Below are 14311 nucleotides of genomic sequence, written 5' to 3'. Positions count from 1 at the left end.
CCGATCCGCCGGGATGTACCGAGAGCGCAGGGGTGCTGCCCCGCCTGTCCGGCTTCCCACGTGCACCGGAGTTGCCTTCCGCCGAGGGGACGATCGGCACCTTGGAGGTTGACCATGAGCACACACGACGACCGCACCCGACCCGACGTCGATGCCGCAGGACGGGACGCGGGGACCGGACCGGCGCAGGACGACGGCCGCGCGACCCGCGCCGTCCCGGCGGAACGCGGTGCGACCCAGCGCGAGACCGTGCTCGAGCGCGAGAAGGAGGAGTTCTCCGGCTTCAAGTGGGGATCGGCCTTCTTCGGCTGGCTCACCGCGACGGGCACCGCCCTGATCCTGACGGCGATCCTCAGCGCGGTGGGGGCCGGGGTCGGGCTCGGCCAGAACGGCGGTGACGTCGACGATGCGGCGAAGGACGTGACCCGCAACGGCGACGTGGTCGGGATCGTCGGGGCGATCGCCCTCGCCGTGATCCTCTTCGTCGCCTACCTGTGCGGCGGGTACGTCGCCGGACGGATGGCCCGGTTCGCCGGTGCGAAGCAGGGCATCGCCGTCTGGATCTGGGCGGTCGTCATCGCGGTCGTCGTGGCCGTCGTCACCGCGGTCGCCGGGTCGCAGTTCAACGTCCTCGGCAACCTCAACAGCTTCCCGCGGATCCCGATCGACGAGGGCGCACTCACCGTGACGGGCATCGTCACGGCGGTCGTCGTCGCGATCATCAGCCTGGTCGGGGCGGTCCTCGGCGGGGTCCTCGGCATGCGCTACCACCGACGGGTCGACCGCGTCGGTCTCGGCCGCTGAGGCTGCCCCACCCATCGGTACGGAAGGAACACACCATGATCGACTCCACGAACCTGAACAGCGTCTTCGGCGCCCAGGTCACCGATCCCGACGGCGCCAAGGTCGGCACCGTCAAGCAGGTCTACGTCGACCAGCACGACGGCCACCCGCTCTTCGCGAGCGTCAGCACCGGCCTCTTCGGACGCTCCGAGTCCTTCGTGCCGCTCGAGGGGGCCGACCTCAGTGGCGACGAGCTCCACGTGGCCTACGGCAAGGACCAGATCAAGGACGCTCCGCGGGTCGAGGGCGACGGCGAGCTCAGCGACGAGGAGCAGGACCGCGTCTTCGACCACTACGGGATCGGCGGCGGGCAGCAGGCCGGGCAGGGGGCCGGCCAGCAGACGGGCGGTTCCTCCGACGCGACCGGTGCGACGCCGGGTACCGACCCCGAACTGACGGCGGGCGCTGCCGGGCGGGACACGTCCGCGTCGGCCGGCCAGGGACCGTCCGCCTCGGCCGGGCAGGGTGCGTCCGCCTCGGCCGGGCAGGACCTGACCCGCTCCGCCGGGCACGACACCTCGGGTCCGGACACCGACGATGCGATGACCCGCTCCGAGGAACGTCTCGAGGTCGGCACCGAGCAGGTCCCCGCCGGACGCGTCCGACTGCGCAAGCACGTCGTCACCGAACAGCGGAACGTGACGGTCCCGGTGCAGCACGAGGAGCTCCGCGTCGAGACGGAGCCGATCACGGACGCGAACGCCGGTGCAGCGATCGACGGCCCGGCGTTGTCGGACGAGGAGCACGAGGTCACCCTGAACGAGGAACGCGTCGTCGTCGACAAGGAGACCGTGCCGGTCGAGCGGGTCCGCGTCGGCAAGGAGACCGTCACCGAGCAGCAGCAGGTGTCGGAGGACGTCGCGCACGAGGAGATCGACCTCGACCAGGACGGGACGACGCGTCGCTGACGCGTTCGGGGACCGACCGCGCGGCGACGGACGGACGGGAGGCGCGGTGCCAGCCGGCACCGCGCCTCCCGTCCGTCCGTGGGCCGGGTCCACCGCCCGCCGCAGCCGGTCGTCAGCCGGTCGCGCCGCCGCGTGGTGTGCCGCACGCAGCCCGCACGCGATCCGCTCGGACCCGTGCGCGGAACCGCTCGACGGGCACCTCGACGGCGTACGCGGCCCCGATCGACACGATCACCACCGCGCCCACCAGGCCGAGAGTGCCCCAGGGGCCGATCGCGAACGTGCCGAGCAGGGCGATGACGAGCGGGTGCCAGAGGTACGCCGAGTACGACACACGACGACCGAACCACGACACCGGCGGCACCGCCAACGCGGCCGACACCGGGGACCGGACCGAGACGAGCCCGCCGATCGCCAGCGCCGCGATCAGCCCGGTCGCCGGCAGCACGATCCCGAACGTCGACGCGTCCTGGGTCCAGTCGTCGTCGATCCAGAGCAGCACCCCGACCAGCAGCGCGAGGCCGAGCCAGGTCGCCACGTGGCCGATCACCCCGGCGGCGCGCACACGGACCCGCTCGTCGTCGAGCAGCAGCGCCAGCGCGCAGCCGGTCGCGAGCGGCACGATCCCGAGCACCGGCGAGAAGTAGACGCCGGGGGTGGCACCGCCGCTCGGGGTGCGGTAGCTCGCCCACGACGCGGCCGACGCGCCGACGACCAGGGCGCCGAGGCCGGTCAGGAGCCAGCGCCGGCGAGCCCGGAGTGCGGCCAGCAGCACCAGGACGGGCGGCCAGACCAGGTAGAACTGCTCCTCCATCGACAGGCTCCACGTGTGCGCGAAGACCCCCTGCGTGGTGTCCCAGAACGCACGGAACAGGTTGCCCGTGTAGGTCAGCGCGATGAACGCCGCCTCACCGGCCGAGAACGAGGCGCCCTTGTAGTCGCCCACCCAGTTCCAGAGCACGAGTCCCACGGCCACGAACGCCAGCAGCGCGGGGTAGAGCCGCAGCATCCGTTTCGCCCAGAACGAGCCGAGGCGGACGCGGCCGGTGCGTCGACGTTCGCCGAGCAGCAGGGTGGTGATGAGGAAGCCCGACAGCACGAAGAAGACCGTCACCCCGATGAACCCGCCCTCGAAGTGCGGGACGTGCAGGTGGTACAGGACGACGACCAGGATGGCGAGGGTCCGGAGCCCGTCGAGTGCGGGGGCACGGCGCGTGAGCGGTGGTGGCGGGGCCGGCGAGGAGCGGTCGTCGGTGCGCACCGGAGCGGTCGTCCGGTGCTGCGGAGCCCACGCCTGCTGCTGCGTCTGCGTCTGCGTCTGTGTCTGCGCGTGTGGCAGCGTGGTCGTCGCCATGGTCCCTCCCCGCGGAGCTCGGTTCCCGGTGTGGCATCCAGGGTGCTCCTCGCGGGTAAGAGGAGTCTCAACGACCGGGCTGCACCAGGCTCGTCAGGGCGTCGAGCCGTTCGGCGGCGATCGTGGCGAAGGGGCGGTCCTCGTCGGGTGCGATCCACTGCGCGAAGGACAGGTGGAACACGGTCACGGTCGTCTCGGCGGCCATCGTCGCGACCGGCTCGGGCACTCCTCGGCCGCGCAGGACCTCGCCGAGGCGGGCCTTCAGCGTGGCGAGCTTGCCGAGCTCGCGCTCGCCGAGTGCCGCGTTCGCGTCGATGATCTCCTGACGCGTCCGGGACCACGCCCGACGGTCCTCGGGGAAGAAGTCGGCGCTGGCGTCCAGCGCGAGGCGGATGAGGTCGAACGGCGGGGTGTCCTCGGCGGCGGCGGTGATCGAGTCGACGAACAGGGCGAGGAACCCGTCCTGGCCCGCGAACAGCACCTCGGGCTTGTCGGCGAAGTGGCGGAAGAACGTGCGCTCGGTGACCTCGGCCGCGCCGGCGATCTCGGCGACGGTCGTCCGGTCGTAGCCCTGCTCGGCGAAGAGCTGCAGGGCGACCGCCTGCAGTCGTCCGCGGGTGCCGGGTTGCCAACGAGCCATGTCAGCAGTCTACTGATGACAGTGACTGACATGGAGTGCTACGTTGATGTCAGTTCATGACATCAACGTCCTGGACACCTGCGAAGGGAACGCACATGCACGTGTTCGTCACCGGGGCCTCCGGCTGGATCGGCTCCCACACCGTCGACGACCTGCTCGCCGCCGGACACTCCGTCACCGGGCTCGCCCGGTCCGACGTCACGGCCGCGGCACTCGCGGCGAAGGGCGTCGAGGTGCTCCGCGGCGACCTCGACGACCTGGACGTCATCCACCGGGGCGCCGCCGAGTCCGAGGGCGTTCTGCACCTCGCCAACAAGCACGACTTCGCGAACCCGGCGGTGTCCGATGCCGCCGAACGCGCATCGATCGAGACGATCGGCGCAGCGCTCGCCGGCAGCGATCGTCCGTTCGTGTTCGCCGCCGGGGTGGCCGGGCTCGCCTCGGGGCGTCCGGCCACCGAGGCCGACCCCAATCCCTTCGTCGGTCCGGACGCTCCGCGCGGTGGCGGCGAGAACCGCGGCCTCGACTTCGTCGAGCAGCGCGTCCGCGCCGTCGCAGCGCGCTTCAGCCCGACCACGCACGGACCGGGGGACCACGGGTTCGTCGCGTACATCGTCGCCGCCGCCCGGCGGCACGGGGTCTCCGCGTACATCGGCGAGGGCACGAACCGCTGGGCCGCCGTGCACGTCACCGATGCCGCCCGGCTCGTGCGGCTCGGCCTCGAGCAGGCACCGGCGGGCACGCGGATGCACGCCGTGGCGGAGACCGGCATCCCCACCCGGGCGATCGCCGAAGCCATCGGCGAGGGTCTCGGGCTCCCCGTCACGTCGATCGATCCCGCCGACGCTCCAGCGCACTTCGGGTTCATGGCGTCGTTCTTCGGCATGGAGCTGTCCGCCACGTCCGAGGCCACCCGGGAACTGCTCGGCTGGCGGCCGACCGACGCGGGGCTGCTCGAGGACATCGCCGCCGGCGCGTACTTCGGCGTCCGGGTGGCGTAGGCCGGGCCGACTCCGGACGACGGCGACGTGGTCGTTCCGCGGCGGCCGGTCCCGCGGTCCGGCCCATGCGTCGGCGCCAGCCCCGCGCACCACGCACCGGCCGGGAGGCCCGTGGCCGTCCCCGCCCCGCGCCTCCAGGCCGTCGCCGTCGCGCCACGCACACCGTGAGCAGGAACGGTCGGGTCCGACGTGCGGACCCGACCGTTCCTGCTCACGAAGCGAGCGTGCGAGCGACCGCGCGCGGCTACTCGGCCTTCTGCAGCTGCCAGGGGTCCGGCTCGCGGTCGCCGTTCGGGCGCACCGGGCGCACGTCGCCGACGATCGGGATCGAGCGCTTCCGCATGAACCACACGTAGCGGACGAAGAAGTGCGTCAGGGTCGACATCCGGTTGCCGGCACCGAGCAGGCTCGTGATGTGCACGAACACCCAGGCGAGCCAGGCGATCGGGCCGACCATCGTGATCCCGCCGCGCAGCTGGGCGACCGCGGCGTTCGTGCCGATCGTCGCCATGGTGCCCTTGTCGAAGTACTTGAAGCGCTCGGTGGCCTTGCCCTCGAGCAGGCGCACGATCTGCCGTGCCGAGTGCCGTCCGCCCTGCAGCGCGGGCTGGGCGAGCTGGGCGAGGGCGTCGTCCTGCGCGGCGATGTCACCGGCGGAGAAGATCCGCTCGGCGCCCTTCACGCTCAGGTCGTCGTTCACCTGGATGCGGCCACCGTGGGTCTGCGGAAGGCCCCATCCGGAGACCTCCTTGTGGGCGGCGACACCGGTCGCCCAGATCACCTGCGACGCGGGGATGAACTCACCGTCGGCGGTCATCACGCCGTCGCGCTTGACCTCGGAGACGCCGGTGTTCAGCCGCAGCACGACACCGCGCTTGCGGAGCACCTTGGCGGCGTAGCGGCGCAGGCGCGGGGCGAACGGCTTGAGGAGCTCGCCGCTGCGGTGCACGAGCGTGATCGAGATGTTGCCGCGTTCGATCTCCGGGTACGCGCCGACGAGTGCCTGGTCGCGGAGCTCGGCGAGCGCGCCGGCCATCTCGACACCGGTCGCACCGCCACCGACGATCACGATGCGGATCTCGTCGGGGCCCTGGTTGGCCGCCGCTTCTTCGAGCCGGGTGAACAGCTCGTCGCGGATGCGGAGTGCCTGCGAGCGGGAGTACATCGAGTACGCGTACTCGTACGCACCGGGGGTGCCGAAGTAGCTCGTGTTCACGCCGTTGGCGAGGATCAGGTAGTCGTAGTGCAGGTGCTCACCGTCGGACATCTCGGCGATGCGCTCGTCGGTGCGGATGCCGGTGAGCAGGCCGTGACGGAACTCGGCGTTCGACTGGCGGGCCCGGAGCGAGCGCAGGAAGTACGTCACGTCGCCGGCGTTCAGGCCGCCCGTCGCCACCTGGTACATCAGGGGCTGGAACATGTTGTAGACGTGACGGTCGACCAGGGTCACCCGGACCGGCGCGTCGGCGAGCTCGCGCATAGCGGCCACACCGGCGAATCCACCGCCGACGATGACGACGTGCGGGCGGGTGTCCTGGGTCATGCTTGCTCCGGTGTTCCTCGGGTGCGGATGGTCACCATCGAGGGTACGCGCGGTTTGCCGGGGCGCATGACGGGCAGAGGCCGGGAGGCCCGTGGTGCGTCCGTCAGGCGTCGAACCGCCCGTAGGTGTTCAGCACGTTCCCCTTGCTCGTCACGGCGCTGTCGACCAGACGCAGGCGCGTGGGCGGGTCGGTCGGTTCGAACAGTCGCCGGCCACGGCCGGCGATCGCGGGGTGGATCATGAGCTGCAGTTCGTCGAGGACCCCGGCGAACAACAGGCTGCGGACGAGCGTGACACTGCCGCACACGGCGATGTCCGCCCCCTCGCGCTGCTGCAGTCCGCGGACGAACGCGGGGACGTCGCCCGGGATCCGCGTGCTGTTCTGCCAGGTCAGGTCGTCGCCGAGCGTGGTGGAGGCCACGTGCTTCTCGATCGGGTTGATCCACTGCCCGAAGGGGTCCTCCGGGTGGGCTGGCCACCACTCGGACCACTCGAGGTAGCTGTTCCGGCCGAGCAGCACGGTGTCGGTGCGGGCCATGAAGGCACCCATGGCCGCGCCGAGCTCGTCGTCGAAGCTGTCGTACTGGAACTCGTAGGGGTCCTGCACGACGCCGTCGACCGACGTGAACAGACCGGCAGTGGTCTTCCGCATGGGACGGATCGTACCCGCCGGTCAGCTCCCGGTGCCGTCGGTGCTGCCGGGGGCCTGGTCGGTGCCGTTGCCCGGGAACCGGTTCGTGCCGGGCACCTGCGTGGTCGACTGCGTCCGGTCCGCACCGATCGCGTGGCCGATGGCGAACCCGACGCCTCCGCCGACGAGCAGTGCGGCGAGTCCGACGATCGCGGCGAGGAGCGGCCAGAACCACGGGGGCTTCGGGCCGGCGCTGCGGCGGTTGGTCGGGCTCGCGGCGCCGGCTGCGGCTCCGTACCAGGGGGTGGCGCCGTTCGGGGCGGTGGCGTCCCAGCCGCCCGGGGCGCCGGCGCCGGCGTCCGCACGGTACGGCTGCTGCTGCTGCTGCTGCTGTTGTGGTTGTTGCGGCGCGGGGGCGTCGAGCGTGGAGGTCGACGTCGGGGCGGCGCCCCAGCCGGTCGGCGTGGTCGCCCGGTTCGCCGGGTCGGAGCCGTCCGGTCCGTGGCCGTTGGTGGGAGTGGTGTCGCTCATGCCAGGAGTGCACACGGCCCGGCTATGTGCGGCCGATGACGAGGCTGACCCGGTGCTGCGAACCGCCGCGTAGCCTCGGCTCGTGCGCGCTGCTGTGGAGACCGTCCGGATCGACGGGTTGCCCGTGCGCCTGCACACCATGGCGGCGCGAGAGCCGGTCCGCGACGACACCGACCCCACCGTCGTGTTCGTCCACGGCATCGGGATGTCGCACCGGTCCTTCGCTCGGTCGCAGCGCGCCGTCGCCGCCGAGCACCGCACGATCAGCGTCGACCTGCCGGGGTTCGGCTGGCTGCCCGCGGCCGGTCGTCGGCTGCCCATCGAGGAGCTCGGCGACGTGGTCGTGCGGGCGGTCCGCCACCTGGTCGACGGCGACCTGGTGCTCGTCGGGCAGTCGATGGGTGCCCAGGTCGTGGTCGAGTCCGCCCGGCGCCACCCGGAGACCGTCGCGGCGATCGTGCTCGTCGGTCCGGTGATCGACTCCGAGCGGCGATCCCTCCCGCTGCAGGCACTCGACCTGGGCCGCGACGGGTTCGTCGAGGGGGTCCGGATGAACGGCGTCCTGGTCACCGACTACCTGCGGAGCATGCGGCAGTACACGCGTGAGCTCGGGCCGATGCTCCGCTACCCGACCGAGCGGACGATCACCGAGGTGACGCAGCCCGTCCTCGTCGTCCGCGGCACCCAGGACCCGATCGCGCGGCACGACTGGTCGGCTCGGGTCGCGGCCGCTGCGCCGAACGGCACCTTCGTGGAACTGGACGGCCCGCACCACGTGCAGGAACGGCAGCCGGACGCCTTCGCACGCCTCCTCGAGACGTTCCGCAGCGCCGAGCGCCTGGAGGGGCTGCGATGACCCGGCCGACCACGTCGGGGACGGAGGCGGCGCGGACGGCGCGATCCGGGCCTCCAGGCCGTGTCCCGCTGGTGCGACGCGCGTGGTGGGCCGCACTCGACTGGGGGTACGCCGCCAGGTGGCAGGTGCGCAGCTTCGGCCCGACCACCGCGGACGACTACCGGTCCGGCGCGGGGCAGCCCGTCGTCGTGGTCCCCGGTGTCTACGAGACCTGGCACTTCATGCGGCCGCTGATGGACGCGCTCCACGATCGGGGACACCCGGTGCACGTGCTGCCCGTCCTGCGGCACAACCTGCGCCCCGTGCCGGACTCGGCGCGCGAGGTGATCGCGACCCTGGAGGAACAGGACCTGCGGAACGTGCTCGTGCTCGCACACAGCAAGGGCGGGCTGATCGGCAAGTACGCGATGACGCAGCTCGACCAGCACGAGCGCATCGACCGGATGGTCGCGGTCTCGACGCCCTTCGCGGGCTCGGTCTACGCGCGGCTCGCGCCGGTGCCGCACCTGCGGGCGTTCCGGGCGGCCGACCCGGTGCTGGCGGGGCTGGCACGGGAACTCGACGCGAACGCGCGGATCACCTCGGTGTACGGGGTGTTCGACACGCTCATCCCCGAGGGCAGTGCACTCCAGGGGGCGACGAACGTGCGGCTGCCGGTGGGAGGGCACTTCCGGATCCTCGGCGATGCGCGGACTCGGTCGGCGGTGCTGGCGGCGGCGGACCCGGGCGGGGGCTCCGGCTCCGGGTCTGGCGGCGGCGCTGGCGGTCTTTCGCGCTGAGCGACACTTCGTGGGCGCGCGGCCGCGTGAGGTGTCGGTCAGCGCGAAACGGCGCGGCGGCCGCAGCGGCAGCGGCGCGGCAGCAGCGTCAGCGCGGGCGGTCGCCGACGCTCGCGCGCTCGACGATCCGGTGCGGCACGACGACGGTCTCCGGCGCCGCCGCGCGGTCCGCGATCCGTCGGGTCAGCAGGTCGAGCGCCGCCGTCGCGAAGGCCCGACGGTCGAACGACACCGTGCTGAGCGACGGGATCGCGTACGCGGCCGCGTCGACGTCGTCGAACCCGATGACGCTGACCTGCTCGGGAACCCGGACCCCGCGGGCGGCCAGGACGTGCAGCACCCCGAACGCGATCGAGTCGGTGAAGGCGAAGACGGCGTCGGGCAGGGGGTGCTCGTCGAGCCAGGCCGCGAAGGTCGTCGCCGCGGAACTCGTGGTCCACGACGGCAGCGGGACCCGGAGCGACGGGTCGGGCGTGATGCCGGCGGCGGTGAGCGCGGCGGTGTAGCCGCGTTCGCGGAGCTCACTCGTCGCTGTCGCGGCGCCCTCCGGTGACGCCCCGACGATCGCGATGCGCCGGTGCCCGTGGGCGATCAGGTGTTCGGTGACCTGCTCGGCCGCCGCGCGGCTGTCGACGTGCACCTGGTCGACGTGCTCGGGCTCGACCTCGCCGATGACGACGGTCGGCGGCAGCCCCTCGGTCGAGGCCAGGACGCTCGCGCTGAGCGACACCGGGTTGAGGATCAGTCCGTCCACCAGGTGTGCCCGGGCACGGGAGACCAGTTCGCGTTCGCGGGCCGGGTCGTTGCCCGTCTGCTCGAGCTGCACGACCCAGCCGCGTTCGCGGGCGAGTTCCACGAAGGACTGCGCGAGTTCGGCGGAGTAGGCGCTGCCCATCTCCGGCAGCGTCAACGCGATCGCTCCGGAGCGGCCGTTCCGGAGCCCACGGGCGGACAGGTTCGGCACGTAGTCGAGCTCGGCGACCGCGCGCTCGACGCGTTCACGGGTCTCCGGGCGCACGACCACGCCGCCGTTGACGACGTTGGAGACGGTCTTCGGGGACACCCCGGCGAGGGCGGCCACGTCCCGCACGGTTGCGCGCATCGGGACGAGCGTAGCGCGGGGCGGTGGCGGCGGTGCGGAGCAGGGCAGCGCTCAGTCCGCGACCTGCACCGGCACCGTCCTGCCCGTCCGCACCGACTCCTGCGCCGCCAGCACGATCGACAGCGTCCGGAGTCCGACCCCGACGTCCGGCTGCGGCTGCTCCCCGGACCCCACGGCCGCCAGGAACGTCCGGAGCATCGGCAGGTCGTGGTCGGGTCCGTACCGGAGTTCGATCGGCCGGCCCCCGACCGCGTCGAGTCCGCGAGCAGCCGCCCCGAAGAAGTCCACCGACACCGTGCCACCGGTCCCGGCGACGTCGAGCGTCAGCCCGCCCCACACCGGCGACGTGTCCGGTCGGCTTCACGAGCAGTCGATCGCCGCGATCGTGCCGTCGTCGTAGGTGATGGTCACCAGGCCCGCGGTCTCGGCGTTCGCGCGGTCTGCGTGCAGCACCCGGTTGGCGACGGCGGTGACCGACACCGGCGCCGCTCCGGTCAGCCCGTCGATCAGGTCGGCGACGTGCACGACGTGGTCGACGAGGGCGCCACCTCCGCTCATCCGGACGTCGGTGAACCAGTCCCGGGCGAGCGGGAGCATGCCGTTGTTCGCGCCCCGCACCGAGAACACCGTGCCGAGTGCGCCCGAGTCCCGCGTCGCGCGCAGCCGGTCGAACGCCGAGGCGAAGCGCACCGGGAACGCCATCATGAGCAGCACCCCGGCGCGGTCCACCGCCTCGCGGATGGCGAGGCCGTCCTGCCACGAGGTCGCGAGCGGCTTCTCGCAGAGCACGTGTGCCCCCGCTGCCGCCGCGAGCTCGACGAACTCGCGGTGCCGCGCGTTCTCGCTCGTGACGATCACCGCGTCCGGGCCCCAGGCGAGCAGCTCGTCCACGGAGTCCGCGTACCCGGCGCCGAGCGCGCGGGCCAGTTCGGCGCCGCGCAGGTCGCCGAGTTCCGTCCCCGTCGAGGTCCCGCCCGGGTCCGTGCCGCGCACCTCGACGTCGAGCATCGCTGCCAGGGCGCCGAGGTAGCTGATGGCGTGCGTGTGGGCGAAGGAGAGCACCCCGACCCGGAGCGTCACCGCGACACCTCCACCGGCTGGCCGGACTCGATCGAGGCGATCGCCGCGTTCGCGATCCGCACCGCGGCGACGCCGTCGTCCACGGCCACCCGGGGCGGTGCACCACCGTCGAACGCGGCGAGGAAGTCGGCGAGCTCCAGCGCGTACGGATCGTCCGCCGGGCCCACCGCCGGCAGGAAACCGTCCACGGAAGCCGGTGCCGCCAGGTCACTCCGGGTGTCCTCCTCGGCCCGGGACGAGTGCGACAGGCTGCCGAGCGTCCCCGTCACCGAGTACTCGGTCGTGAAGGCCAGGTGCTGCGGCCCCCACAGCCCGGCGACGTGGCTGATCGCACCCGACTCGTGCGTGAGCAGGACGTGCGCCGCCTCGACCGGCTCCGCCTCGGAACCCGCGCGGACGCTCACCGCCGACACCCGGGTCACCTCGCCCGCCACCCAGCGCGCGATGTCGAGGTCGTGGATCATCTGGTCCATCACGATCCCGCCCGACAGGGCGCGGTCGCCGAACCAGGGGACGTGGGTGGGGAAGGCACCGGACCGCGACAACCGCAACACCGCCAGGTCGCCCAGGAGGCCCGTGGTCGCGGCCTCGTGCAGGCGCGCGTACGCGGGGAACCAGCGCACCACCTGGGCCGGGTAGAGCTGCACGCCTGCGTCCGCAGCGCGCGCCGCCAGGTCCGCCGCGTCCGCGTCGGTCCGGGCGAGGGGCTTCTCCGAGACGACGTCCTTGCCGGCCGCGATCGCCGCACGCACGACCTCGGCGTGAGCGTGCGTCGGGACCACCACGTCGACGACGTCGACCACGGCGAGCAGCTCGTCGAGGCTGTCGGCGACGGTGATCGTGCTGCCTTCGACCCGGGCGGTGTCGGTGAACGCGGCGACGAGTTCGTGGGCGCCCTCGCGAGCGTGCACCACCACGTCGCCCAGGCGGAGCAGCCCGGGCAGGTGGGCGACGGAGATGCCGCCCGCGCCGACGAGCCCGATGCGTTTGCGGGCGGGGGAGTCCGACTGCGACGTCATGGGGTCAGCGTAGGAGATGCGGTGGGACGGCGGGGTGCGCCAGCGGGACCCGGTTGCCAGTGGTGTCCTACGCTCGGGGTGTGGGCAACCGGGGCATCTACGTCGAGACGATCATCGACGCGGACGTCGAGCGGGTCTGGGAAGCGACGCAGGACCCGCGCCAGCACGTGCGGTGGGACGTCCGGTTCTCCGAGATCGTCCCGGAACCGGCCGACGCCGACGGAGCAGCCCGCTTCACGTACGTCCGACGGTCCGCCGTGCACGACGTCCACGGCACGGGCGTGAGCCTCGGCGAGCGACTCCGGTCGGACGGCACACGGACGTCGGCTCTGCGCTTCTCCACCCGGGACCGCCTGTCGCCGATCCGACACGGTCGTGGGTACTGGAAGTACGTCCCGACCGAGGACGGCCGCACCCGTTTCATCACGGGGTACGACTACGACCCGGGATGGGGACCACTCGACGTGGTCGTCCGGCCGCTGCTCGGTTGGGCGACTGCATGGAGCTTCGACCGGCTCCGCGAATGGTTGGAAGGCGGCGGCGACCCCGAGACCTGGCAGTTGGCGAGTGTGCTGCAGGTGTGGTGCCGGGGCCGGCCACGGGCCTCCCGGTCGTCACGAGCACCGCGTGGGGGCAGCCGACGAGGCGACCACCTGCGCGACGCGCCCGCGACCCTCGCCGTCCTGCCGGATCCGGCGGAGCAGCGATGACCTCGGTGTTCCGAGCGGCGCTCGGCGCAGACTTCCACCGACTGCACCCGATGATGCAACGGCGCTTCGACGTCGGCTTGGATGCCGCCGAAGCGTGCATCGGGCGCGGGGTGATGACCTCCATCCGCCGGGGTCCGTGGTGGACCGTTCCGTTCCTGCAGATCGGGCGGCTCCGGAACATCCTGGTCCCCGACGTCGGCGACGACGTGCCCTTCACCATCGAGAACTACCCCTACCGGGACGCTCACGGACGCGAGACCGTCACCTTCGTCCGCACCTACACGACCCGCCCGGGGCGCACCGCGCGCTTCGACGCCACGATGGTCCTCGTCGGTGGGCGGGTGCTGGACTACCTCGGTTCGCACCAGCACCTGGCGGTGGACCTCGACCTCGTCGTCGACGACCGGGGTGGGCTGGTGCTCACCTCGGACGCCCAGCGCTTCTACGAGGGGCCGATCGCCTTCCGGTTCCCGATGCTCTTCAGCGGCCGGGCGACGTTGCACGAGTACTGGTCCGACGAGGACGAGTCGTTCCACGTCGACCTCGAGGTGCGCAACGCGCTGTTCGGGTTCTTGTTCGGCTACCGCGGGACCTTCACGTGCGAGTGGGTACCGGCAACGGACGCACCCGACCGCCTGAAGCCCCGCCGGACCGAACTCAGGACCTGAGCCACGAGGGATCGGCGAACAGCTCCTCGAGCTCGCGCAGCAGCCGGGTCGTGTGGAAGCCGTCGGCAGCCGCGTGGTTGACCTGCAGCGCCAGCGGTAGCCGCGTCCGGTCACCAGCGGTCCGGTACCCGCCGAGCGTGATGATCGGCAGCAGGTGGTCCCAGCCGTCGCGCACCTGCAACGAGAAGCCGGTGAACGACGCCCCCGGCAGGGTCGAGACGTCGAACACGTTGCTGGGCCGGTCGTCCTGCGGGAACATCCGGGTGTCGTCCCGGTACTCCGTCATCGTCGACACCGCAGCGTCGTGGAAGGTGCCGAAGTCGTCGTCGTACGGCACGACGAGGGCGGAGAACGTCTCGGTGTCCGCGTGGAACACGGTGAACATCGGGTGGACGCAGTCCCACACGGCGGGGGAACCGTCGTCCAGCAGCTGCATCCGGAACTCGTCGTGCCGGTTCACCACGGTCGCGATCGCCCAGAGCTGCGACGCGTAGGTCCGACGGCCGGTCGCTCGGACGCGCTCGACGAAGGCGGTGACGTCGAGCTCGACGGTCACCTCGTACGCACACGGCACCCGGTGCCGGTAGTGCTCGAAGTGCTCCCGGCGGGGCCACTGGTCGACGTCGATCGCCCGGAGTTCGGTCAT

At 72.3% G+C, this 14311-nt stretch carries 17 protein-coding genes; 7 read left to right on the top strand and 10 right to left on the bottom strand.

The genetic code is table 11. The features are described from left to right. The first annotated feature begins 114 nt into the window (after positions 1-114). Both DEJ29_RS14410 and DEJ29_RS14405 read left to right on the top strand, forming a co-directional pair. Positions 115-804: a hypothetical protein gene (locus DEJ29_RS14410; protein WP_181438142.1), complete on the top strand. Its 690-nt coding sequence runs from the start codon at positions 115-117 to the stop codon at positions 802-804. Between the two features lie 35 nt (positions 805-839). Beyond that, complete coding sequence (locus DEJ29_RS14405) at positions 840-1751, top strand: DUF2382 domain-containing protein (protein WP_111094521.1); 912 nt, start codon at positions 840-842, stop codon at positions 1749-1751. A 112-nt stretch (positions 1752-1863) separates the two neighbouring features. Here the strand turns inward: DEJ29_RS14405 and DEJ29_RS14400 are convergent, their stop codons facing one another. Beyond that, on the bottom strand, positions 1864-3105 hold the full coding sequence (locus tag DEJ29_RS14400; protein ID WP_111094522.1) for an acyltransferase family protein: 1242 nt from the start codon (positions 3103-3105) through the stop codon (positions 1864-1866). Positions 3106-3172: 67 nt separating this feature from the next. Beyond that, complete coding sequence (locus DEJ29_RS14395) at positions 3173-3745, bottom strand: TetR/AcrR family transcriptional regulator (RefSeq protein ID WP_111094523.1); 573 nt, start codon at positions 3743-3745, stop codon at positions 3173-3175. Positions 3746-3840: 95 nt separating this feature from the next. Here DEJ29_RS14395 and DEJ29_RS14390 point away from each other — a divergent pair, with 95 nt between their 5' ends. After that, a complete protein-coding gene (locus DEJ29_RS14390; RefSeq protein ID WP_111094524.1) occupies positions 3841-4746 on the top strand; it encodes an SDR family oxidoreductase in 906 nt (301 codons plus the stop codon). Positions 4747-4990: 244 nt separating this feature from the next. Here the strand turns inward: DEJ29_RS14390 and DEJ29_RS14385 are convergent, their stop codons facing one another. The 3 genes from DEJ29_RS14385 to DEJ29_RS14375 form a co-directional block, all read right to left on the bottom strand. After that, positions 4991-6289, bottom strand: coding sequence for an NAD(P)/FAD-dependent oxidoreductase (locus DEJ29_RS14385; protein ID WP_111032782.1), 1299 nt, complete (start codon positions 6287-6289; stop codon positions 4991-4993). A gap of 103 nt (positions 6290-6392) precedes the next feature. Then, a complete protein-coding gene (locus DEJ29_RS14380; RefSeq protein WP_111094525.1) occupies positions 6393-6941 on the bottom strand; it encodes a dihydrofolate reductase family protein in 549 nt (182 codons plus the stop codon). Positions 6942-6962: 21 nt separating this feature from the next. Then, positions 6963-7451 (bottom strand): hypothetical protein, encoded by a 489-nt coding sequence (locus DEJ29_RS14375; protein WP_111094526.1) that lies wholly within the window; start codon positions 7449-7451, stop codon positions 6963-6965. Positions 7452-7533: 82 nt separating this feature from the next. Between DEJ29_RS14375 and DEJ29_RS14370 the strand changes: the two genes are divergently transcribed. Both DEJ29_RS14370 and DEJ29_RS14365 read left to right on the top strand, forming a co-directional pair. Next, entirely contained in the window at positions 7534-8307 is a 774-nt protein-coding gene (locus DEJ29_RS14370; protein WP_146248302.1) for an alpha/beta fold hydrolase, read from the top strand. Then, positions 8304-9086 (top strand): esterase/lipase family protein, encoded by a 783-nt coding sequence (locus tag DEJ29_RS14365; protein WP_349775189.1) that lies wholly within the window; start codon positions 8304-8306, stop codon positions 9084-9086. The genes DEJ29_RS14370 and DEJ29_RS14365 overlap by 4 nt, the downstream gene beginning before the upstream one ends. Positions 9087-9174: 88 nt before the next feature. Here the strand turns inward: DEJ29_RS14365 and DEJ29_RS14360 are convergent, their stop codons facing one another. From DEJ29_RS14360 to DEJ29_RS14350, 4 genes are read right to left on the bottom strand one after another with little or no spacing between them, the layout of a single operon-like run. Continuing rightward, on the bottom strand, positions 9175-10188 hold the full coding sequence (locus tag DEJ29_RS14360) for a LacI family DNA-binding transcriptional regulator (RefSeq protein WP_110864091.1): 1014 nt from the start codon (positions 10186-10188) through the stop codon (positions 9175-9177). Positions 10189-10239: 51 nt separating this feature from the next. Then, entirely contained in the window at positions 10240-10527 is a 288-nt protein-coding gene (locus tag DEJ29_RS18340; RefSeq protein ID WP_349775188.1) for a hypothetical protein, read from the bottom strand. 21 nt (positions 10528-10548) lie between these two features. After that, entirely contained in the window at positions 10549-11268 is a 720-nt protein-coding gene (locus tag DEJ29_RS14355) for a Gfo/Idh/MocA family protein (protein WP_349775187.1), read from the bottom strand. Further along, positions 11265-12287: a Gfo/Idh/MocA family protein gene (locus tag DEJ29_RS14350; RefSeq protein ID WP_111094529.1), complete on the bottom strand. Its 1023-nt coding sequence runs from the start codon at positions 12285-12287 to the stop codon at positions 11265-11267. Before DEJ29_RS14350 ends, DEJ29_RS14355 begins: the two co-directional genes overlap by 4 nt. An 80-nt stretch (positions 12288-12367) precedes the next feature. On the opposite strand from DEJ29_RS14350, the gene DEJ29_RS14345 reads away from it, so the two are divergent. Together DEJ29_RS14345 and DEJ29_RS14340 are read left to right on the top strand one after the other, a co-directional pair. After that, entirely contained in the window at positions 12368-12997 is a 630-nt protein-coding gene (locus tag DEJ29_RS14345) for an SRPBCC family protein (RefSeq protein WP_258375910.1), read from the top strand. After that, positions 12994-13665, top strand: a complete 672-nt coding sequence (locus DEJ29_RS14340) for a DUF4166 domain-containing protein (RefSeq protein WP_110864088.1) — start codon at positions 12994-12996, stop codon at positions 13663-13665. Before DEJ29_RS14345 ends, DEJ29_RS14340 begins: the two co-directional genes overlap by 4 nt. On the opposite strand, the gene DEJ29_RS14335 is transcribed toward DEJ29_RS14340, so the two are convergent. Next, positions 13655-14311, bottom strand: a complete 657-nt coding sequence (locus DEJ29_RS14335) for a CatA-like O-acetyltransferase (protein ID WP_111094530.1) — start codon at positions 14309-14311, stop codon at positions 13655-13657. The two genes, DEJ29_RS14340 and DEJ29_RS14335, sit on opposite strands and share 11 nt — an antisense overlap.

It is taken from the genome of Curtobacterium sp. MCPF17_021 (genome assembly GCF_003234605.2).
Classification (GTDB): Bacteria; Actinomycetota; Actinomycetes; order Actinomycetales; family Microbacteriaceae; genus Curtobacterium; species Curtobacterium flaccumfaciens.
Note: the sequence above shows the minus strand (reverse complement) of the source record. Positions and strands in the feature narration are given on the sequence as shown.